The following is a 20,862-nucleotide window of genomic DNA, read 5'->3' on the forward strand; positions in this document are numbered from 1 at the left end:
GCTAGTTCCGGTTGAGCTCGAACCACACCACCTTGCCGGTGCTGAGCCGGGTCGCTCCCCACCGCCGGGCCAGCCGGTTGACGAGGTACAGGCCCCGGCCGCCCTCGTCGGTGGCCCGCGCCTGCCGCAGCCGCGGCAGTTGCGGCACGTCGTCCCCGACCTCGCACCGCAGCACATCCGTGCGGAGCAACCGAAGCGTCACCGGCCGGGTCGCGTACCGGACCGCGTTGGTCACGACCTCACTGACCAGCAGCTCGACGGAGTCGGTCATGTCCTCCATGCCCCAGCGGGACAGCGCCCGCCGCGCGAGCCGCCGCGCACGGCCCGGCGCCGCGTCCTCCGGCTCCAGGAACCAGTACGCCACGTCACTGGGCGCGATCCCGTCGAAGCGGGCCGCGAGCAGCGCGATGTCGTCGTCCCGGTCGCCGGGACCGAGCATGTCCAGCACCTCGTCGCACAGCGCCTCCAGCGGCGGCGGATGATCCGGCCCGGTGAGCTGCGCGGTGGCGGCGAGCTTCTCGCGCAGCTGCTCTATCCCGGTCCACACGTCCCGCAGCCGGGACTCGACGAGCCCGTCGGTGTACAGCAGCAGCGTCGCCCCGGCCGGCGCGTCCAGCTCCACGGCCTCGAAGTCCACGCCCCCGACACCGATCGGCGCGCCCGGCGGCACCCGGAGCACCTCGGCCCGGCCGCCCAGATGCAGCAGCACCGGCGGCGGATGACCGGCGTTGGCGATGGTGATCCGGTGCGACACCGGGTCGTACACGGCATAGAGGCAGGTCGCCATGCGGTCCGTGCCGAGCCGCTGGGCCTGCTCGTCGAGGTGGTGCAGCACCTCCTGCGGGGGCAGGTCGAGCCCGGCGAGCGTCTGCGCGGTCGTCCGCAGCTGGCCCATGATCGCCGCGGACGTCATGGAGTGCCCCATCACGTCACCCACGACCAGCGCGACCCGGCTGCCGGGCAGCGGGATCGCGTCGTACCAGTCACCGCCCACCCGGGCCGTCTCGGCGGCCGGCAGATAGCGCGAGGCCAGCCGTACGCCGGTCGGCCGCGGGAGCGTCTCGGGCAGCATGGTGCGCTGCAGCTCGTCGGCGATGTACGCCTCACGGCCGTACAGGACCGCCTTGTCGATGCCCAGCGCACTGTGCGTGGCCAGCTGGGCGGCGACGAGCAGGTCGTCCGGGTCGAAGGGGATGCGGTCGGGGCGGCGCAGGAACAGGGCGGCGCCGATGACCCGCCGCCGGCCGCGCAGCGGGGCGAGAATCGCCCGCCGACCGGTCGGTACGGCGAACTCGCAGCCCTCGCCGAGCAGTTCCGGCAGCGCCGCATGGGCCGCGGGGGTGTCCGTGAAGACCGGCCGCACCCCGCGCAGCACCTCGGCGAGCGCGCTGCCCGGCTGCACCTCGCACAGTTCGGTGCCGAGCGCGTCCAGCTCGGTCGGATTCTCCGGCACCGGCACCGGCAGGATGCCGTCCTCCAGGTCCCGCTCCTGCTGCGGGATGCGGTCGCTGCGCCGCAGCCGCAGCACGAGGGGGCCGGTGGGCCGCTCGTCACCGACGGGCAGCGGATCGCGCAGATAGACGAGGATCGCGTCCGAGAAGGTCGGCACGGTCGCCCGGCACAGACCCATCACGATCTCGTCCAGGTCGATGCCGCGCGCGATCCGGCGGGTCGCCGCGCCCACGAAGCGCAGCCGGTCGCCGTCACGCCGCATGGGCGTGGGTCGGCCCGGGGCCAGCCCCTGCCCGGTACGGCGTTCGTCACCGCTCGGGAGCGGCCGCTCGTCCCCACCGCCCGGCTGGACCGGCACCCCCTCCGGGGCGGGCCGCGGGCGGTGCGTGTCCGGCTCCGCGGCGGCCGGCTGGGAGTGCTCGGGGCCGGTACCGGCCGGGTTCATGCCCATGTCCTTGTGGTTGCCGGTCCTGCCGGTCGTGCCGCTGCCGGCCTGGACGACGGGTGCCGCCTCCGGAGCGGAGTCACCGGAGCGCGCCTGGACCGGTAAAACGGTCGGCGCCTCGACGCCCTGGGCGGGCGGTGGCGCCGGGGAACGCAGGAGCGCCCCGCGGGGGTCCGTGGGGTCGACGCCCGGCTGGGGGCGTTCGAAGGAGGTCGGGTGCTCCGTCACGCGTGTCGAATCCGTCCGTCCGGGGCTGCGCGCCGTACGCGCAGTGGGTCCCGCCGAAATCCCGATACCCGGAATACGTGTCCCAGGAACGGAATTCCCGCGTGGTCAGGGGCTGTTCCTGCGTTTTTGGTCAACCTTCCGAGGCCCGTACCGGTGTTGCCCTCGTACCCCACGCTCACGTCCTGCCGCCCCTCGGTGACGATCGGTCAAGCCCAGTGCCCGCTCCGGTAGTTGCCACTGCGCACTCTTGCGGAGGACGATCCTACGTTTGCAGCCCGGGGGCGCATCAAGGGTCTCATGAGGACAAGTGCGCGGGAGTACGGTCCCAGTCTTCCGGAAGGAGCGGGACAGTCCAGGACGGATCGGGCCGCCAGTCGGGCCAGCCGTCCGAGAACGGCGGGCCCCAGGCGCGGATCACCTCCACCGCGGAGCGCCCCGCCGACCTGACCTGTTCGGCCAGGTCCGGGCCCATCAGCCCGTCCCGCTGGGCCTGCGCGAACTCGTCCTCGTCCCGCCACTGCCAACTGCGGTCCGGATCCACGGTGATGTCCAGGAAGTGGTCCTCGGAATCCACACCCCCGGCCCAGCGCGCCAGCGGCTCCTCGAGGTTCACGTACCAGTTCTTGAACCGCCAGCCCGGCTCCCAGAACAGCCACACCGACCACGGCAGCCCCGGCCGCGCCAGCTTCAGCACCCCGGTGCCGAACCAGCGGTCCCGCTGCACGGCACGCGGCTTGGTGTAACGGGACTCCAGCGGCTCGGCGTGCACCGGCGTCCCGTCGGCCAGCACCGGCCGCACACACTCGGTGCCCGGCGCCAGCCACACGGCGAGCAGGTCCTCGTCGTCGCGTACGACGGTGACCGGGCGGACGATGTGGAAGTGCGCGCCCGCGTTCTCCCGGTAGCGCCACAGGATGTGACTCCCGGGCTCCCAGAAATGCGCCGACGTACCTGCTTCCACCGCTCTCACCGCTCCACCGTCTGCCATGCACAGATATTAGGTGCCATAGGCATACGACGCTGCGGTGCGCGTCACGGTTCACGCCGACGGCGGGAAAGGTTACGGCCGTGTCATCCGCAGGACATCCAGCGCCTCGTCGAGCTGCTGCTCCGTCAGGTCGCCGCGCTCGACATACCCGCTCTCCACCACGACCTGCCGGATCGTCTTCCGCTCGGCCAGGGCCTTCTTGGCGACCTTCGCGGCCTCCTCGTACCCGATGTACTTGTTGAGCGGGGTGACCACGGAGGGCGAGGACTCGGCGTACTTCCGGGCCCGTTCGCGGTGGGCCACGATGCCGTCGACGGTCCGGTCGGCGAGCAGCCGGGAGACGTTGGCGAGCAGCCGGACCGACTCCAGGACGTTCTTCGCGATGACCGGCAGCATGACGTTGAGCTCGAAGTTGCCGGCCGCACCGGCGGTCGCGACGGTCGCGTCGTTGCCGATCACCTGGGCGGCGACCATCAGGACGGCCTCCGGGATCACGGGGTTGACCTTGCCGGGCATGATCGACGAACCGGGCTGGAGGTCGGGCAGGGAGATCTCCGCGAGCCCGGTCATGGGCCCGGAGGACATCCACCGCAGATCGTTCGCGATCTTCGTCAGGCCGACCGCGATCGTCCTGAGCTGCCCGCTGGTCTCGACGATCCCGTCCCGGGCACCCTGCGCCTCGAAGTGGTCCCGCGCCTCGGTGAGCGGCAGCCCGGTGGTGCGGGCGACCTCCTCGATGACGGCGGCGGAGAAACCGGGCGGGGTGTTGATGCCGGTGCCGACGGCGGTACCGCCGAGCGGCAGTTCGGCGAGCCGGGGAAGAGAGGCCCGCAGCCGCTCGATCCCGTAGCGCACCTGTGCCGCGTACCCGCCGAACTCCTGACCCAGCGTCACCGGGGTGGCGTCCATGAGATGGGTCCGCCCGGACTTCACGACGTCGGCGAACTCCTCGGACTTGCGGGCGAGGGCGTCGGCGAGGTGCTGGAGCGCGGGGATCAGGTCCCGGGTGACGGCTGCGGTGGCGGCGATGTGGATGGAGGAGGGAAAGACGTCGTTGGACGACTGGGAGGCGTTGACGTGGTCGTTGGGGTGCACGTCACGGCCGAGCCGCTCGGTCGCCAGCGTCGCGATGACCTCGTTGGTGTTCATGTTGGACGAGGTGCCGGACCCGGTCTGGAAGACGTCGACGGGGAAGTGCGCGTCCCAGTCACCGCGGGCCACCTCGTCGGCCGCCTCCTGGATGGCCTCCGCGATGTCCTTGTCGAGCACGTTCAGCCGCGCGTTCACCGTCGCGGCCGCCCCCTTGATCCGGGCCAGCGCCTCGATGTGCGCCCGCTCGATCCGCTGCCCGGAGATCGGGAAGTTCTCCACGGCCCGCTGGGTCTGGGCCCGCCACCTGGCGTCCACCGGGACCCGGACCTCGCCCATGGAGTCGTGCTCGATACGAAACGCCTGTTCCTGCTGCTCGTCGGCCACTGCCGATCACCTCCGTCTTGGTCAGCGTCTGCCCCTGTGGCACCTATTCCTGCCGCACCCACCGGTCCGGAAACCGCCGTAGGCCTACCCGCGACGTGTCACCGAGCTACGGACACCACCGGAACCCAGCGGCTACCCGCGCCCGACCGACCCATCACCAACGGCACGTCCCCGACGCCCGCCGTCCGGCGGACTCTGAGCGGAGCCGTTCCTCTTGCCCGCCGGCCGGGACGGTTCAGTCCCACCCTGTCAGGCCGAACCGGGGCGGGGCGCAGGTCCGGTGGGGTGGAGGGGGCGCAATCCATCCCTGGCGTCCTGCGGGAGCTGCACTCTTGCAGGGGGATGCTGAGGGGCCGGGCCTGGCCTGGCTTTGGAAGGGGTCGTTGCTTTTACCTGCTCGCCGGGACCGTTCAGTCCGCCCGCGGTGTGAGGGCAGGGCGAGCCCGGGGCGGGGCGCAGGTCGGTGGGACCGTCGGGGCGTACTCCATCCCTGGTGCCCCGCAGGAGCTGCGTCCGCCGCGGCTCTCAGCCCGTTCGGCGTCGGGGGCGGCACCGTTGGACCGAACCGAGGCCGGGGCGCACGCGCGGTGGGTTCGAGGGGCGTCGTCCATCCCCGCCGCTCCGCTGGAGCCCCCGGCGGGGTCGAAGGGGCGGCAGCCCCTGGGGACGGGACGGGTAGGGGCGGCGGGGCGAAAACCCTCCCCGCCGCTGCCGAAGGGCGCTACGCCAGGCCAGGCCCGCGCACCGGGATCGTCGTGAACGTCGGTGCGGGTGCCGGGTCCTGGAAGAAGTCGTTCGGCTTGTTCGTCCGACGGCACCGATCAGCCCGTCTGGGGGTGCCCCCTCTGGGGGAGTTCGAGGGCGAGGCCGTCAGGCCGACGGGGTCCAGGGGCGGAGCCTCACGGGGTCGAAAGGGCGGAGCCCCTGGGGACGGGACGGGTAGGGGCGGCGGGGGCGAAACCATCCCCCGCCGCACCTCAGGCGCTAAGCCAGGCCAGGCCCGCGCACCGGGATCGTCGTGAACGTCGGTGCGGGTGCCGGGTCCTGGAAGAAGTCGTTGCCCTTGTCGTCGACCACGATGAACGCCGGGAAGTCCTCGACCTCGATCTTCCAGACCGCCTCCATGCCGAGCTCCTCGTACTCGACGACCTCGACCTTCTTGATGCAGTCCTGGGCGAGCCGGGCGGCCGGGCCGCCGATGGAGCCGAGGTAGAAGCCGCCGTGCGCACCGCACGCGTCGGTGACCTGCTTGCTGCGGTTGCCCTTGGCCAGCATCACCTTGGAGCCGCCCGCCGCCTGGAACTGCTCGACGTAGGAGTCCATGCGGCCGGCCGTCGTCGGGCCGAAGGAACCGGACGCGTAGCCCGCGGGCGTCTTCGCCGGACCCGCGTAGTACACCGGGTGGTCCTTCAGGTACTGCGGCATCTCCTCACCCGCGTCCAGCCGCTCCTTGATCTTGGCGTGCGCGATGTCACGGGCCACGACCAGCGGGCCGGTGAGCGAGAGACGCGTCTTCACCGGGTACTTGGTCAGCTCGGCGAGGATCGAGTCCATCGGCTGGTTGAGGTCGATCTTGACGACGTCACCGTCGGACTCGAGGTGCTCGTCCGTCGTCTCCGGCAGGAACCGCGCCGGGTCCGTCTCCAACTGCTCCAGGAAGACGCCCTCGGCGGTGATCTTCGCGACGGCCTGGCGGTCGGCCGAGCAGGACACGGCGATGGCGACCGGGCAGGAGGCGCCGTGCCGGGGGAGGCGGACCACGCGGACGTCGTGGCAGAAGTACTTGCCGCCGAACTGCGCCCCGATCCCGATCTTCTGCGTCAGCTCGAAGACCTTCTCCTCCAGCTCCTTGTCCCGGAAGCCGTGGCCCAGCTCGGAGCCCTCGGCCGGGATCTCGTCCAGGTAGTGCGCGGAGGCGTACTTCGCGGTCTTCAGCGCGTACTCGGCCGACGTACCGCCCACGACGATCGCCAGGTGGTACGGCGGACAGGCGGCCGTACCGAGCGAACGGATCTTCTCCTCCAGGAACTTCATCATGGAGGTCTCGTTCAGGACGGCCTTCGTCTCCTGGTAGAGGAACGACTTGTTGGCCGAGCCGCCGCCCTTCGCCATGAAGAGGAACTTGTACGCGCCGCCGTCGGTGGCGTACAGCTCGATCTGCGCGGGGAGGTTGGAGCCGGTGTTCTTCTCGTCCCACATGGTCAGCGGGGCCATCTGCGAGTAGCGCAGGTTGAGGTTCAGGTACGCGTCGTAGATGCCCTTCGACAGGGCCGCCTCGTCACCGCCCTCCGTGAGGACGTTCTGTCCGCGCTTGCCCATGACGATCGCCGTGCCGGTGTCCTGGCACATCGGGAGGACGCCCGCCGCCGCGATGTTCGCGTTCTTCAGCAGGTCCAGCGCCACGAACTTGTCATTGCTCGACGCCTCGGGGTCGTCGATGATCCGCCGCAGCTGGGCGAGGTGCGCGGGCCGCAGGTAGTGCTGGATGTCGTGGATGGCCTCGGCGGCGAGCTTGCGCAGCGCCTCCGGCTCCACCTTGAGGAAGGTCCGCCCGTCGGCCTCGAAGGTGGAGACACCCTCGGAGGTCACCAGCCGGTAGGGGGTGGTGTCCTCTCCCGTGGGGAGCAGATCGGTGTACGCGAACTCAGGCATCTCAGCCCATTCCTCACTCTGCGGGTCGACCACCCGCCTCCGTCGGCGGGCCCCACCAGCCTAGAACCTGTCCAGGGACGGAAGTTTGTGAGGTAAGGCTCAGTGAGGTCCCGTCCGTAGGCCAAGAGTTGTCCACAGGGCTAGTCGCGATCTATCGCGTTTGGGTACGCTGCTGTCGTGGACCTTCAGAAGCCCGACCTTGCCCGGCACGCGGGCCCCGCGCCCTCGGGCCCCGCACCCGCGGTGGCCGACCTGCGTGCCTCGGACGCCGACCGCGACCGTGTCGCCGACATCCTGCGCGAGGCCCTCGCCGAGGGCCGCCTCAGCGCGGATGAGCACGCCGAGCGGGTCGAGGGGGTGCTGAGCGCCAAGACGGTGGGCGAGCTGGAGGTCTTCATACGGGACCTGCCGGCGGCCCATGGGCGCCGTACCGCCCCCACTTGGTCCCCGGCCCCCAACCGTCCGACCGACGCGATTCCCCCGGACCCGGACGACAACGTGGTGGCGGTCTTCAGCGCCGCCGTCCGCAAGGGCCGCTGGCGCGCGGGCCGCCGTATCCACGCCTACGCGATCTTCGGCAGCGTCGAGATAGACCTCAGCGAGGCGATCTTCGAGTACCGCCAGGTCGTCATCAAGGCGTTCTCGCTCTGCGGCAGTGTCGAGGTGCGGGTCCCCGAGAACATCTCGCTGCGCGGCACGGGAGTCGGTGTCCTCGGTGACTTCCAGGTGGACACCCTGGACTCGGCCGAGCCGGACGCGCCCGTGGTGTACGTCGACGGCTGGGCCGTCCTCGGCAGTGTCGACGCGAAGCCGAAGCGCGGCAAGCTCGTCGCGGACATCCTCGATCGGGTTCAGCGCGCGGTCGATCGCAAGGTCGACAAGAGTTTGCGCAAACACCTGGATCGTTGACGCTTGTGAATCGGGGTGTGTCCGCGGCGGAAGGATCCGTCCGCGGGCGGCTCCCGGAAGCGCACGCGACCGCCCGGGATCCAGCGGTTCGGGACTCAGTGCATAGGCGCGCGTACAGCGGGTAGGGCTTGCTCCATCGTCTCTCGCTCGCGAAGCCGTCGTCAGGAGTAGACCGTGCTGCAACCGCCGCATTCGTCCCTGCAGGTAGCTGCCGTTCCTGCTCAGCGGGTGCCAGTGCGGGACAGGGACCAAGACGCTCCATGGCACACCGAGGCGGTGTGCCGGCGCGACGAGGCCGGCCTGTTCTTCGCCCCGTCCAAGGAACCCACCGCCGCCAGGCTTTCCCGCGAGGAGGCCGCAAAGCGCGTCTGTGCCCGCTGTCCGGTCATGGTCGAGTGCCGCGAACACGCCCTGCTCCAGCCCGAGCCCTATGGCGTCTGGGGCGGCCTCACCGCAGCGGAACGCCGGGTCGTGCTGGCCCGCAGGCGTCGCCGCGACATGGAACTGAAGAACGCGGCGAGGGCGGCCCGCATAGCCCAGGCGGGCTGAGTACTCGCGCAAGAAGGCGCCCCCACCGCACCGGGGGCGCCTTCTTGATCAACGGCGAGTGAACTCACCTGGGGGCGCGGGACTGTATCGATGTGCGGCTCCGCCGCGTGGGCGCGACAAGCCACGACGCACCCGCGGCCGCCAACGCCGCACAGCCCACGGGCTATTTGGCGCGATCGAAATCAATCGCGCTGTAGGCCCGCAGCTTGCTCAGCCGATGCACCGAGTCGATCCGCCGAACCGTCCCCGACTTCGACCGCATCACGATCGAGTCGGTCGTGGCCGTCTCCGAGCGATACCGGACGCCCCGGAGCAGCTCCCCGTCGGTGATGCCCGTGGCCACGAAGAACACGTTCTCCCCGGACACCAGGTCGTCCGTCATGAGCACCCGGTCCAGATCGTGCCCGGCGTCGATCGCCCGTGCCCGCTCCTCGTCGTCCTTCGGCCACAGCTTGCCCTGGATCGTCCCGCCGAGGCACTTCACGGCGCAGGCCGAGATGATCCCCTCGGGCGTACCGCCGATGCCCAGCAGCATGTCGACGCCGGTGCCCTCGCGCAGCGCGTAGATCGAGCCCGCCACGTCACCGTCGGAGATCAGTTTGATCCGTGCTCCGGCCTCCCGGATCTCCTTGATGATCCCTTCGTGCCGGGGCCGGTCGAGGATGACCACAGTCACGTCCTCGGGGGTGGACCGCTTGGCCTTGGCGACCCGCCGGATGTTGACGGAGACCGGGGCGTTGATGTCGACGAAGTCGGCGGCCTCGGGACCTGTGACCAGCTTGTCCATGTAGAACACGGCGGACGGGTCGAACATCGATCCCCGGTCCGCGGCGGCCAGCACCGCGATCGCGTTGGGCATGCCCTTGGCCGTCAGCGTGGTTCCGTCGATCGGGTCGACGGCGATGTCGCACTCGGGGCCGGTCCCGTCGCCCACGCGCTCTCCGTTGAAGAGCATCGGGGCCTCGTCCTTCTCGCCCTCGCCGATGACGACCACGCCGTTCATCGACACGGTGGAGACGAGGGACCGCATGGCGCGCACCGCGGCGCCGTCGGCGCCGTTCTTCTCGCCCCGGCCGACCCAGCGGCCCGCGGCCATCGCGGCGGCTTCGGTCACCCGGACGAGTTCCAGGGCGAGGTTGCGGTCGGGGGCCTCGGAGGGGACTTCGAGTTCGGACGGCAGATGATGATGCTCGGTCATCGGAGCGCACCTTTCTGATACGACGACGGCCGGATGAGGGTTCGACCGTCGACTCTATCCCCAGTCCGACAAAATGAGCAGGGGACCCCACGGATGAGCGGACCGGGTACCTGCGACGATAGGGGGCGTGGCAGGTTCGAACGGCAAGCAGAAGACGGTCCGGGACATGATTCTCTCCCTGGGCCTGATCGGGATCGCGGCGGCGGTCATCTACGTGTTCATTCCGCACGACGACTCCGCTCCCGACATCAAGACGGTCGACTACCGCGTCGAGCTGCTCACGGCCCGCCGCGCGGCCTCCTACCCGGTCGCCGCGCCCGAGGGCCTGCCGGCCGGCTGGAAGGCGACCTCGGTGCGCTTCCGGGGCGACGAGTTCGACGCCTGGCACCTGGGCTTCCAGGCCCCCGGTGATCAGTACGTGCAGATCGAGCAGTCGACTCAGAAGCCGTCGGCGTTCATCGAGGCGGCGAGCCAGGGCGCCGACGCGACGAAGCAGACCCAGAAGATCGCGGGCCGCACCTGGACGCGGTACTCGGGCGGCCGTTACGACGCCCTCGTGCACCAGGGCGACGGGGCGACGACGGTGGTCGCGGGCACGGGATCGCTGACCCAGCTGACCGAGATGGCGAAGTCCCTCAAGATGGCGTGAACCGCACGAGAGGGGCCCGGCCGCTTGGCGGCCGGGCCCCTCTCGTCGTGTGTCAGCCGTCTCAGACGGTGGTGACGACCTCGTCGTACGCCAGACGCGGGGAGCGCGGGAACCAGGCGTCCGCGCCCGGCTTGCCGATGTTGACGACCATCAGCGGGGTGTGGTCGTCGTCCAGGAACTCCTTGCGGACACCTTCGAAGTCCACACCGGTCATCGGGCCGGCGGCGAGGCCCGCGGCACGGACGCCGATGATGAAGTACGCGGCCTGCAGGGCGGCGTTCAGCCCGGCGGCACCCTCGCGGGCGGGGCGCTCGCTGAAGAAGACGTCCTTGGCCTGCGGGAAGTGCGGGAAGAGCTCCGGCAGCTCCTGGTGGAACTCGTTGTCCGCGGAGAGGATCGCGACCAGCGGGGCGGTGGCGGTCTTCGGCTGGTTGCCCTCGGCCATGTGCTGGACCAGGCGCTCGCGGGCCTCGGCGGAGCGGACCAGGGTGATGCGCAGCGGGCTCTGGTTGAAGGCGGTCGGGCCGTACTTGACCAGGTCGTAGATCGCCTGGACCTGCTCGTCGGTCACCGGCTCGTCGGTGAAGGTGTTCGCGGTGCGGGCCTCGCGGAACAGCAGGTCCTGGGCGGCGGGGTCAAGAACGAGAGACATGGAGGAACCTTCTCAAGAGGTGCGTGGGCCCCGGAAACGGACCGTGGACCGGTTGACGTCTCCGACCGTACGCCAATGAAGTTCAACCTTCAATCAAATCCAGGGCGTGGTGATCCGCTTCACAGACACCAGCTTTTCCGCCCGCGGCTAGTCGGAGTCGCTCTCGCCGTCTTCCGACTCCTCGGCCAGTGCCGCGTCCAGCCGGGCCCGCGCCCCGTCCAGCCACCGCCGGCACACCTTGGCCAGCTCCTCGCCGCGCTCCCAGAGCGCGAGGGACTCCTCCAGCGTCGTACCGCCCGCCTCCAGCCGCCGTACGACCTCGATCAGCTCGTCCCGCGCCTGCTCGTACCCGAGCGCCTCTTCCGCCACCTTGCTGGTCATCCGCCCACCCTACGCATCGACTCGGACAGCGAACTCACCCTCGGCGACCCGCGCCCGCAGGGGCTCCGCCGCCGTCACCTCGTCCGGTGCCCGCACCACGTGCCCGTCGGCCTTCTGCAGTACGGCGTACCCGCGCTGGAGGGTCGCGGCGGGGGAGAGGGCCACCACGCGCGCGTGGGTGTGCGTCAGCTCCGAGTCCGCGCGGTCCAGCAGATGCCCCAGGGTGCGGCGGCCGCGGTCGGCCAGGGCGGCCACATGGTCGGCGCGCTCGTCGATCATCCGGTGCGGATCCTCTATCGACGGCCGCGCGAGCGCCTGCGCGAGGCCCCGCTCCTCCCGCTGGAGGAAGGACTCGACACACCGCCGGGCACGATCCCGCAGCGCCTGCACCCGCTCGTACTCCTCCCCGACATCGGGTACGACCCTCTTGGCCGCGTCCGTCGGCGTGGAGGCCCGCAGGTCGGCGACGTAGTCCAGCAGCGGGGTGTCCGGTTCGTGCCCGATCGCCGACACCACCGGCGTACGGCAGGAGGCGACCGCCCGCACCAACTGCTCGTCGGAGAACGGCAGCAGATCCTCCACGCTGCCCCCGCCGCGCGCCACGATGATCACGTCCACATCGTCCAGCGCGTCGAGTTCCTTGACCGCCTGCACGACCTGCGGGACGGCATGCACCCCCTGCACCGGCACATTGCGCACCTCGAAGCGGACGGCCGGCCAGCGGTGCCTCGCGTTCTCCAGGACGTCCCGCTCGGCGGCCGAGGCGCGCCCGCAGACCAGCCCGACGAGCTGCGGCAGGAACGGCAGCGGCTTCTTGCGCTCCTGCGCGAACAGCCCCTCCGCGGCGAGGGACTTCTTCAGCTGCTCAAGGCGTGCCAGCAGCTCACCGACGCCGACCGGCCTTATCTCGGCGGCCCGCAGCGAGAGTTGCCCCCGCGGCGCGTACCACTCCGGCTTCGCCAGGACGACGACCCGGGCGCCCTCGCCGACGACATCGGCGACGTCGTCGAAGACCTGGCGGAAACAGGTCACGCTCACCGAGATGTCGTACGACGGATCGCGCAGCGTGAGGAACACCACGCCCGCGCCCGGGCGCCGGGAGAGCTGGGTGATCTGCCCCTCGACCCACACGGCGCCGAGACGGTCGATCCAGCCGCCGATGAGGCGCGACACCTCGCCGACGGGCAGAGGCGTTTCGGGGGTCGAGTTCACAGCCATGCCGCGAGCGTAACGGCCGGGTACGACAACGCACCGTCACCGGTGGCGAACTACCGGCTGCGCTGGGCTACCAGCACCCCGAGCCCGACCAGCAACCACACCGCGCCCACCACCTGCGCCGCCCCCGACGCCTCCACGATCACCGCCACGGTGATCACCGCCCCCACGACCGGCGCCAGCACATGCCGCCACCAGACCACCGGGCCACCGCGCCTCCGGATCGCGAACCAGCCCAGCACGCTCGCGTGCAGCAGCGTGAAGGCGGTGAGCGCGCCGATGTCGACCACGGACACCAGGTGATCCATGCCGTCGTCCCGGCGTGCCGCCCACACCGCCGCGACCAGTGTGATGCCGGCCGCGCACAGCAGGGCCACGCGCGGGACACCGGAGTCCGTCTTCGCCAGCACGCGCGGCAGGCGCCGGTCGCGGCCCATCGCGAACAGCAGCCGCCCGGCCGCCGCCTGGCCCGCCAGCGCCGCGAAGGCCGCGCCGATCGCCTTGCTGACGGCCACCAGGTCGTGCAGCCAGGTGCCGACCGCGCTGTCGACGGCGTCGTAGAAGGCCGAGCCCTGCCGGCCCGGGTCGGCCGCGAACTCGGCAGAGGTCGTCGGGTCGAGGAGAGCGACCAGGTAGGTCTGCGCCACGAACAGCACACCCGTGAGGGCCAGACAGAACAGCACCGCGCGCGCGACCTTCGCCGAACCGCCGGTGACCTCCTCCGCGAAGGAGGCGATCGCGTCGAAGCCCAGATACGACAGGACGGCCACCGAGACCGCGCCGAGCACCGCCGACAGCGCGAACGCACCCTGGGTGCCGTCCCCGGACAGCGGCGACAGCCAGCCCCGCTCGACGCCGCCCCGCGCGAGGACCACGGCAGCGGACACCACGAAGACCAGCAGGACCACGATCTCCAGGGCCAGCACCAGGAAGCCGACCCGCGCCGCGACCCGTACGCCCCACAGGTTCAGCAGGGTCGTGACGGCCACCGCGAGCGCCGTCCACACCCAGCGCGAGACCTCCGGCACCAGGGAGTTCATCGCGATCCCGGAGAACAGGTACGCCACGGCGGGGATGAGGAGGTAGTCCAGCATCGCCATCCAGCCCGCGACGAACCCGGCCCGCTCGCCGAGCCCCGCGCGCGCGTAGGCGAACACCGACCCCGCCTGGGGGACGACTCGCACCATCTGGGCGTAACTGAATGCGGTGAAGGCCATCGCCACCGTGGCGACGACATAGACGAGCGCGACCGCACCGTGCGACTTGGCGTCCAGGGTGCCGTAGACGCCGACGGGGGCCATGGGAGCGATGAACAGCAGTCCGTAGACGATGAGGTCCCGAAAGCCCAGGCTGCGCCGCAGGCCGCCGTGCTCCTCCTCGGCCGTACGGTCCGCCGTACCGGTACCGGACATGGTGCCTCCGCCTGTGCCTCGCCCGCCCCCTCCTGCTCCGTTTTCCCAGGAAGGTCACGGGCACGCGATCTTTGACCGGCCGAACGCGGCCTTACGATGGGACGCATGACCGCTTCGCCTGGCCGCCGTGTCCTGCTCGCCGCCCCCCGTGGTTACTGCGCGGGTGTGGACCGCGCCGTGATCGCCGTCGAGAAAGCCCTGGAGCAGTACGGCGCTCCGGTGTACGTCCGGCACGAGATCGTCCACAACAAGTACGTCGTGCAGAGCCTGGAGAAGAAGGGCGCCATCTTCGTCGAGCGGACGGAGGAGGTCCCGCCGGGCAACATCGTCATGTTCTCGGCGCACGGCGTCGCCCCCGTCGTCCACGAGGAGGCCGCGCGCGGCAAGCTCGCCACCATCGACGCGACCTGCCCGCTGGTCACCAAGGTCCACAAGGAAGCCGTCCGCTTCGCGAACGAGGACTACGACATCCTCCTGATCGGGCACGAGGGCCACGAGGAGGTCATCGGCACCTCCGGCGAGGCCCCCGACCACATCACCCTCGTCGACGGTCCCTCGGACGTCGCCAAGGTCGAGGTCCGCGACGAGTCGAAGGTCGTCTGGCTCTCCCAGACCACGCTCTCCGTCGACGAGACCATGGAGACCGTCGACGCGCTGAAGGAGAAGTTCCCGCAGCTCATCTCCCCGCCCAGCGACGACATCTGCTACGCCACGCAGAACCGCCAGCTCGCGGTGAAGCAGATGGGCGCCGAGGCCGAACTGGTCATCGTGGTCGGCTCCCGCAACTCCTCCAACTCCAAGCGGCTCGTCGAGGTCGCCAAGCTGGCCGGCTCCCGCGAGGCCTACCTCGTGGACTTCGCGAGCGAGATCGACGAGGCCTGGCTCCAGGGCGTGACCACGGTCGGTGTGACCTCGGGCGCCTCGGTGCCGGAGGTGCTCGTCGAGGAGGTCCTGGAGTGGCTGTCGCAGCGCGGCTACGGCGACGTCGAACTCGTGAAGGCGGCCGAGGAGTCCATCACCTTCTCCCTGCCCAAGGAACTGCGGCGGGACCTGCGCGAGGAGGCCGCGGCGCTGGTCGCGGAGCGTAAGGGGACCTCCCCGGCGTGACTGTCAGTCGTCCGTCGTAACGTAGGGCCATGCAGATCTTCGGCTTGGACATCGGCGGATCCGGGATCAAGGGCGCCCCTGTGGACCTGGACAAGGGCGACCTCGCCCAGGAGCGCCACAAGGTGCTCACCCCGCACCCGGCAACGCCCGACGGCGTGGCCGACGGGGTGAAGCAGATCGTGGACCACTTCGGGTGGACCGGCCCGGTGGGGCTGACCTTCCCGGGTGTGGTCACCGGCGGATCCCACATCCGTACGGCGGCCAATGTCGACAAGAGCTGGATCGACACCGACGCGCGCGCGTTGTTCAGCGACCGGCTCGGCGGGCTGCCGGTGACCGTGGTCAACGACGCGGACGCGGCGGGCGTCGCCGAGATGAGCTTCGGCGCGGGCAAGGACCGCAAGGGCACCGTCATCCTGCTCACCCTGGGCACCGGCATCGGCAGCGCGGTCTTCGTCGACGGCGTCCTCGTCCCCAACACCGAGCTGGGCCATCTCGAGCTGCATGGCCACGACGCCGAGACGAAGGCCTCCAGCAAGGCCCGCGAGGTCGAGGAACTCACCTGGGAGCACTGGGCCCACCGCGTCCAGAAGTACCTCGCCCATGTCGAGATGCTCTTCTCGCCCGAGCTGTTCATCATCGGCGGCGGCGTCAGCCGCAAGTCCCAGAAGTTCCTGCCCCACATCGAGGGCATCAAGGCCGAGATCGTCCCGGCCCAGCTGCAGAACAACGCGGGGATCGTGGGGGCGGCGATGCGGGCGGTGCAGCAGTAAGGGGGCCCGCCCCCGACTGAGCCGGCGCCACCTGTGGACCGGCGCGGTGCGGTCGGTTGTCGGCACCGAGTGACCGGCAGGCAGGGGCCTCGGGCCGAGGGCGTCCCGAGAGCCCCACGCGTCGCCGGTGCCGCCCCCGGCTGTGCCGCCCGAGTCGGCCGCCCCGGAGCGGTTCCTCGCACCCTCGGCCCCAGTCGGCGCTTCAGCGTGAGCGGTCGCGTACCAGGTGGATCCTGCGGGCCAGTGCGATGAGGCCGGCGGCCAGTGTGCCGGCGTAGAGCCAGCCGGCCTGGGTGGCCAGGGCGGTGAACAGGCCCATAAGGCGTCCCGAGGTGCCGCCGCCGCTGTCGGCGACCGGGACGAGCCCGACGGCGAACGCGATCGGGACGACGATCGGGGCGGTCAGCAGGTCGCCCCGGCGCATCCAGACCGACGTCAGCACACTGACCGGCACGAACAGCACTCCGTACGTCGTGAGCGACGAGCCGAACAACAGGGAGACGAGGCAGCCCAGCACGAACATCAACGCGCCGCAGAACAGGCCGGCGCCGAGCCCGGTGAGCCGGGGATTCGGCAGCCGCCGCAGCCGCCGCAGCGTCCGGACCACCGGTGGCGTGGGTCTGCGGACCACCGGTGGCCGTCGCTCGCCGCGGGCCTGCGCGGGCAGCGGCGCTCCTTGGGCCGGTCGTCGCGTTCCGTTGTGCGGGGGTCGTGTCCTGTGTTGCTCCACTGGACCAACCTAGGTCTGTTTATGTGCGGAATCGCTCGTCGGACACGCCGTGGGAAAGACCTTGGCCATGCGTTCGAGAGGGCCGCCGGAGCGTGCTGCGGCACGCCGTAGACTGGTGGATCGGCCCCCTGGCCGCCCAGTCTCCTCACGTCTCCTCTCACGTACGGGAAGTCGCAACGTGTCGCTCACGATCGGAATCGTCGGCCTGCCGAATGTCGGCAAGTCGACCCTGTTCAACGCCCTGACCAAGAACGACGTGCTGGCGGCCAACTACCCGTTCGCCACGATCGAGCCGAACGTCGGCGTGGTCGGCGTCCCGGACGCGCGGCTGGCGAAACTGGCCGAGATCTTCTCCTCCCAGAAGATCATTCCGGCCACCGTCGACTTCGTGGACATCGCGGGCATCGTGAAGGGCGCCTCCGAGGGTGAGGGCCTGGGCAACAAGTTCCTCGCGAACATCCGTGAGTCGGACGCGATCTGCCAGGTCATCCGCGCCTTCAAGGACGAGAACGTCGTCCATGTCGACGGCAAGGTCTCGCCCAAGGACGACATCGAGACGATCAACACCGAGCTGATCCTCGCCGACCTCCAGACCATCGAGAAGGTCCTGCCCCGCCTCCAGAAGGAGTCGCGGATCAAGAAGGACATCGTCCCGAAGGTCGCGGCCGTGGAGGCGGCGAAGGAGATCCTGGAGAAGGGCGACACCCTGTTCTCCGCGGGCATCGTCCAGGGCTCCGGCAACGAGGAACTGCTGCACGACCTGCACCTGCTGACCACGAAGCCCTTCCTGTACGTCTTCAACGTCGACGAGGACGAGCTGGTCGACGAGTCCTTCAAGGAAGAGCAGCGCGCCCTGGTCGCCCCCGCCGAGGCGATCTTCCTCAACGCCAAGCTGGAGGCGGACCTCGCCGAGCTCGACGAGGAGGACGCGATGGAGCTCCTGGAGTCGGTCGGCGCCGAGGAGCCGGGCCTGGCCACCCTCGCCCGCGTCGGCTTCAACACCCTCGGCCTGCAGACCTACCTCACGGCAGGCCCCAAGGAGTCCCGCGCCTGGACCATCAAGAAGGGCGCCACCGCCCCCGAGGCTGCCGGAGTCATCCACACCGACTTCCAGAAGGGCTTCATCAAGGCGGAGGTCATCTCCTTCGACGACCTGGTCGAGACGGGGTCGGTGGCCGAGGCCCGCGCGAAGGGGAAGGCGCGGATGGAGGGCAAGGACTACGTCATGCAGGACGGGGATGTCGTGGAGTTCCGTTTCAACGTCTAGCGGGCGAATTATCACCACTTCGCTGATCTGGCAAACATACAGGTCAGAGAGGGTCCGACTCTTCGGAGTCGGGCCCTCAGTTTTTCCCGTGCTGGGATGGCTGACCTCTCGTCATCTGTCATCACCCCTGCTCATCCCTACCGTGCTGGGAGGGGATGAGAACGCCCGTGCTGGGGTTCGGGCAGCGATCTCCCGATGCGACAGGCGGGCGGGTGGGCCTCCATTCCACGACTTCTTCACGACTCCGGGGCCCGTGCAGATGCGAGCCGTGGCACTTTTCCTACTTGTTTGACACACTCGGCGTATGGGTGAGACGACGTACAGCATCGGGGAAGGACCGGCGACGCGGGTGAGCCTGTCGCTGCCGGAGGGGACCGCGGAGGCAATCCGGGCGCGGGTGGGCAAGCGGGAGTTCTCCGCGTTCATCGCTGAGGCGGTCGAGCGTGAGCTGCGTGGGCAGGTCCTGGACGAGTACTTGGCGGACTACGAGAGCCGCAAGGGGCCGGTTTCCGAGCCGGCTCGCCAGCGGGCGCGGCAGTTCCTCGACGAGGTGTTCGCCGAGGAGGCAGAGTGGCCCGCCGCAGGTTGAGTCACGAGGGGACGCTGGTCCTCGACAGCGAGGGACTCTCGAAACTGCTCGCCGACCACGAGCAGGTGGTGGCTTTGATCGCTGAGGCGCGCTCGCGCGGCATGGAGGTCGTGATCAGTGCGCTCGCCATCATCGAAGCCGTCCACGCTCGTACGAACAAGCCCCGCCTGAACTGGGTGCTTTCCGGGCTGCGGGTCGTCCCAGTCGGCGACGAGGAGGCGAGGGCGGCCTCGAAGTTGCTGATGAATGCCGGGTTGCACGGACACAAGTACGCGATCGATGCGGCCGTCGCCGAGGCCGCGCTGCGACAGCACCGCCCCGTGGTCATGCTGACGTCCGATATTGACGACATGGCCAAGCTGTGCGGCGAGAGGGTCCGGCTCGTGGCGGTGTGATTTCTCCTGGTCCCCTTTCTGCCTTTCGACGGTTGTTAAGTGAGTGGCGGTGGAGCCACCGGCATTCGGCGGATCGCCGGTTTCGGTAACCGGCGATCCGCCGCTGTGTTGCCGCTCTTCCGTCTCTTGTGTTTCGGCGCTGAGACCGATTCGGTGAGGTGGTGGAGGTGCGCGTCCGCGAACACGAGCCACGCCTCGACCTCGGTCTGCTCCTGTCCGGGCGGCAGTGATGTGGCGTGGTCGCGCACTGCTGCGAGGTACTCGGTCAGGCGGCTGGCTTGGTACCAGGCGTCCGCCTGTTCTCCGAGGTGCTTGACGCGGTAGGCGTGGGCGTAGGTGGCGCGGGCTTCCTGCATGGCGGCTTCCCAGCGCTTTTGCTGTACCTCTCTGGCTTGCTGGTCTGCAAGGCGTTTACGTTCCGCGGCTTTGCCGCGGAGGCCGACCCCGGCACGTCCTGCAGCGACTGCATGCCGATCTCGCACCGGCGGCCCGGTCGGCACCACCGTCACCCTGCACGAGGCACTGCCCACCGGCCCCTGCCTGCGCTGCTACTTCAAGGCCAACCACACCGGGAGAGCGCGGAGCAGCGACTGCATGAACTGACCGGGCTCCCGCTGTCCCGAATCGCCCGCGGGCAGGAGCCACTGACCGAACGAGACCTGAAAGGCCTGGACAATCAACAGCGGGAGCTCGTCGGGCAGTTTCTCGGACGGCCGGTGTGCGGGCTGATCAACTCGGCTGAGCTGATCGGTAGAACGGACGACGGGTTCCGTCCTTCGGCCGCGTTCTTGGCCCAGCAGGCCGCCTGCCTGGTCGTCTGCGCCTGGACCGCACGCAGCACGGGCCTGGTCAGCGGACCTCCACGACGCATCGAGTACGACACCCGCTTCGGTCCCCGACCCGACCAGATGTTCGACCACCGGCTTCCCACCCCCGGGTGCGTGTGCCAAAAGCACGCTGCTCTGTCCGGAGTTGACTGTGCCCGGAAACTACCTCGCAGCGAACGCCACGCCTTCGCACGGCTGCTCTGCCGGGAGATACACCCGGCTTCAGAAATGATGCGCGGCCCGCATCGGCGTGGGAGCTGACGTGTAATGGCGCCCCTGGATCGTCTTGTACTTTGTCGCACATCCCGTGCCGGGATGGTGCTGGGATGCGCCAGCATTTCCGCAGGTCAAGCCTTGTGGCTGAGTTCCACTTCAACGTGTGAGGAATCTGTCGGTCAGAAGGGGCTCGACTCTTCGGAGTCGGGCCCTCGGCCTTTCTCTCCCTGGGACCCGGTCGCGTCCCCACCCCACACATGGGCCATGACCCCGTGGGTAGTCGGGCCGTGGAACACGAGCGGGAGCAGCGCTGCCCCGCGCCTTCGACGTGCCGATCGGAGCAGCCATGACTGATCACTCTTCCAACGGCGCCGCCCCCGCCGTGCAGCTGGCCCTGCGCGCCGTCGTGGCCGGCGACGCGGACGAAGCCGAGCTGGACACCCTTGCCGGCAGTGACGTCCTCGTGCCCACCGCCGACGCCGCCGCCCAGGACGGCGTTCCCGGAGAGGTGACACTGCCCGTCTACCAGGTGGAGGACGGCACCGAACTGGTGCCGGTGTTCACCACGCGGACCCGCATGCAGCATGCCCTCCCGCAGATCACCGAGCACCAGCAGGTGACCCTCGGCGTCCTCGCCCACCGCTGGCCGTCCGAGAAGCTCGCGCTGGTCATCGACGCCGGAACACCGGAGGAGCTGGCACTGACGGCTCAGGGCGTCAAGGAGTTGCTCGACCGCGACGTCGCCTGAGCCG

General features: G+C 70.0%; 20 protein-coding genes. 9 read left to right on the forward strand and 11 right to left on the reverse strand.

Features of this window, described 5'->3' with window-relative positions:
* Position 1 precedes the first annotated feature (1 nt).
* The 4 genes from ACIRP7_RS17850 to ACIRP7_RS17865 form a co-directional block, all read right to left on the reverse strand.
* A complete protein-coding gene (locus ACIRP7_RS17850) occupies positions 2-2,125 on the reverse strand; it encodes a SpoIIE family protein phosphatase (protein ID WP_403659843.1) in 2,124 nt (707 codons plus the stop codon).
* Positions 2,126-2,420: 295 nt separating this feature from the next.
* On the reverse strand, positions 2,421-3,113 hold the full coding sequence (locus ACIRP7_RS17855) for a DUF402 domain-containing protein (protein WP_403659846.1): 693 nt from the start codon (positions 3,111-3,113) through the stop codon (positions 2,421-2,423).
* Between the two features lie 72 nt (positions 3,114-3,185).
* Positions 3,186-4,589 carry a class II fumarate hydratase gene (locus ACIRP7_RS17860; protein ID WP_403659849.1) on the reverse strand — a complete coding sequence of 468 codons (1,404 nt, stop codon included), beginning with the start codon at positions 4,587-4,589 and terminating at the stop codon, positions 3,186-3,188.
* Positions 4,590-5,573: 984 nt separating this feature from the next.
* Positions 5,574-7,241, reverse strand: a complete 1,668-nt coding sequence (locus ACIRP7_RS17865) for a fumarate hydratase (RefSeq protein WP_403659852.1) — start codon at positions 7,239-7,241, stop codon at positions 5,574-5,576.
* A gap of 177 nt (positions 7,242-7,418) precedes the next feature.
* Between ACIRP7_RS17865 and ACIRP7_RS17870 the strand changes: the two genes are divergently transcribed.
* Both ACIRP7_RS17870 and ACIRP7_RS17875 read left to right on the forward strand, forming a co-directional pair.
* Entirely contained in the window at positions 7,419-8,150 is a 732-nt protein-coding gene (locus tag ACIRP7_RS17870) for a DUF1707 domain-containing protein (RefSeq protein ID WP_403659855.1), read from the forward strand.
* Between the two features lie 174 nt (positions 8,151-8,324).
* Positions 8,325-8,699: a WhiB family transcriptional regulator gene (locus ACIRP7_RS17875; RefSeq protein WP_164432724.1), complete on the forward strand. Its 375-nt coding sequence runs from the start codon at positions 8,325-8,327 to the stop codon at positions 8,697-8,699.
* Positions 8,700-8,862: 163 nt separating this feature from the next.
* On the opposite strand, the gene glpX is transcribed toward ACIRP7_RS17875, so the two are convergent.
* Entirely contained in the window at positions 8,863-9,897 is a 1,035-nt protein-coding gene (gene glpX, locus ACIRP7_RS17880; protein ID WP_403659858.1) for a class II fructose-bisphosphatase, read from the reverse strand.
* Between the two features lie 127 nt (positions 9,898-10,024).
* Between glpX and ACIRP7_RS17885 the strand changes: the two genes are divergently transcribed.
* The gene (locus tag ACIRP7_RS17885) at positions 10,025-10,546 is read left to right on the forward strand and encodes a DUF4245 domain-containing protein (protein WP_403659861.1); all 522 of its coding nucleotides are present in this window, start codon (positions 10,025-10,027) and stop codon (positions 10,544-10,546) included.
* A 61-nt stretch (positions 10,547-10,607) separates the two neighbouring features.
* On the opposite strand, the gene ACIRP7_RS17890 is transcribed toward ACIRP7_RS17885, so the two are convergent.
* The 4 genes from ACIRP7_RS17890 to ACIRP7_RS17905 all read right to left on the reverse strand — a co-directional run bounded on the left by ACIRP7_RS17890 (position 10,608) and on the right by ACIRP7_RS17905 (position 14,206).
* Complete coding sequence (locus ACIRP7_RS17890; RefSeq protein WP_403659864.1) at positions 10,608-11,198, reverse strand: malonic semialdehyde reductase; 591 nt, start codon at positions 11,196-11,198, stop codon at positions 10,608-10,610.
* 147 nt (positions 11,199-11,345) lie between these two features.
* Positions 11,346-11,579 carry an exodeoxyribonuclease VII small subunit gene (locus tag ACIRP7_RS17895; protein WP_403659867.1) on the reverse strand — a complete coding sequence of 78 codons (234 nt, stop codon included), beginning with the start codon at positions 11,577-11,579 and terminating at the stop codon, positions 11,346-11,348.
* 9 nt (positions 11,580-11,588) lie between these two features.
* Positions 11,589-12,797, reverse strand: coding sequence for an exodeoxyribonuclease VII large subunit (gene xseA / locus ACIRP7_RS17900; protein WP_403659870.1), 1,209 nt, complete (start codon positions 12,795-12,797; stop codon positions 11,589-11,591).
* 50 nt (positions 12,798-12,847) lie between these two features.
* A complete protein-coding gene (locus tag ACIRP7_RS17905) occupies positions 12,848-14,206 on the reverse strand; it encodes an APC family permease (protein WP_403659873.1) in 1,359 nt (452 codons plus the stop codon).
* A gap of 96 nt (positions 14,207-14,302) precedes the next feature.
* On the opposite strand from ACIRP7_RS17905, the gene ACIRP7_RS17910 reads away from it, so the two are divergent.
* Together ACIRP7_RS17910 and ppgK are read left to right on the forward strand one after the other, a co-directional pair.
* Positions 14,303-15,313, forward strand: a complete 1,011-nt coding sequence (locus ACIRP7_RS17910) for a 4-hydroxy-3-methylbut-2-enyl diphosphate reductase (protein ID WP_403659876.1) — start codon at positions 14,303-14,305, stop codon at positions 15,311-15,313.
* A 29-nt stretch (positions 15,314-15,342) separates the two neighbouring features.
* Positions 15,343-16,086 (forward strand): polyphosphate--glucose phosphotransferase, encoded by a 744-nt coding sequence (ppgK, locus tag ACIRP7_RS17915; protein WP_403659878.1) that lies wholly within the window; start codon positions 15,343-15,345, stop codon positions 16,084-16,086.
* A gap of 202 nt (positions 16,087-16,288) precedes the next feature.
* On the opposite strand, the gene ACIRP7_RS17920 is transcribed toward ppgK, so the two are convergent.
* Entirely contained in the window at positions 16,289-16,816 is a 528-nt protein-coding gene (locus ACIRP7_RS17920) for a DUF6542 domain-containing protein (RefSeq protein ID WP_403659880.1), read from the reverse strand.
* A gap of 178 nt (positions 16,817-16,994) precedes the next feature.
* Between ACIRP7_RS17920 and ychF the strand changes: the two genes are divergently transcribed.
* From ychF to ACIRP7_RS17935, 3 genes are all read left to right on the forward strand, one after another.
* Positions 16,995-18,083 carry a redox-regulated ATPase YchF gene (ychF, locus tag ACIRP7_RS17925; protein WP_403659882.1) on the forward strand — a complete coding sequence of 363 codons (1,089 nt, stop codon included), beginning with the start codon at positions 16,995-16,997 and terminating at the stop codon, positions 18,081-18,083.
* A gap of 304 nt (positions 18,084-18,387) precedes the next feature.
* A complete protein-coding gene (locus ACIRP7_RS17930; protein ID WP_403659884.1) occupies positions 18,388-18,672 on the forward strand; it encodes a hypothetical protein in 285 nt (94 codons plus the stop codon).
* Positions 18,654-19,067, forward strand: coding sequence for a DNA-binding protein (locus tag ACIRP7_RS17935; RefSeq protein ID WP_403659887.1), 414 nt, complete (start codon positions 18,654-18,656; stop codon positions 19,065-19,067). The genes ACIRP7_RS17930 and ACIRP7_RS17935 overlap by 19 nt, the downstream gene beginning before the upstream one ends.
* A gap of 35 nt (positions 19,068-19,102) precedes the next feature.
* Here the strand turns inward: ACIRP7_RS17935 and ACIRP7_RS17940 are convergent, their stop codons facing one another.
* On the reverse strand, positions 19,103-19,423 hold the full coding sequence (locus ACIRP7_RS17940) for a hypothetical protein (RefSeq protein WP_403659890.1): 321 nt from the start codon (positions 19,421-19,423) through the stop codon (positions 19,103-19,105).
* Between the two features lie 1,033 nt (positions 19,424-20,456).
* Here ACIRP7_RS17940 and ACIRP7_RS17945 point away from each other — a divergent pair.
* The gene (locus ACIRP7_RS17945) at positions 20,457-20,858 is read left to right on the forward strand and encodes an SseB family protein (protein WP_403659893.1); all 402 of its coding nucleotides are present in this window, start codon (positions 20,457-20,459) and stop codon (positions 20,856-20,858) included.
* Positions 20,859-20,862 lie beyond the last annotated feature (4 nt).

Origin of the sequence: Streptomyces sp. NPDC102270 (assembly GCF_044766405.1) — a bacterium.
Classification (GTDB): domain Bacteria; phylum Actinomycetota; class Actinomycetes; order Streptomycetales; family Streptomycetaceae; genus Streptomyces.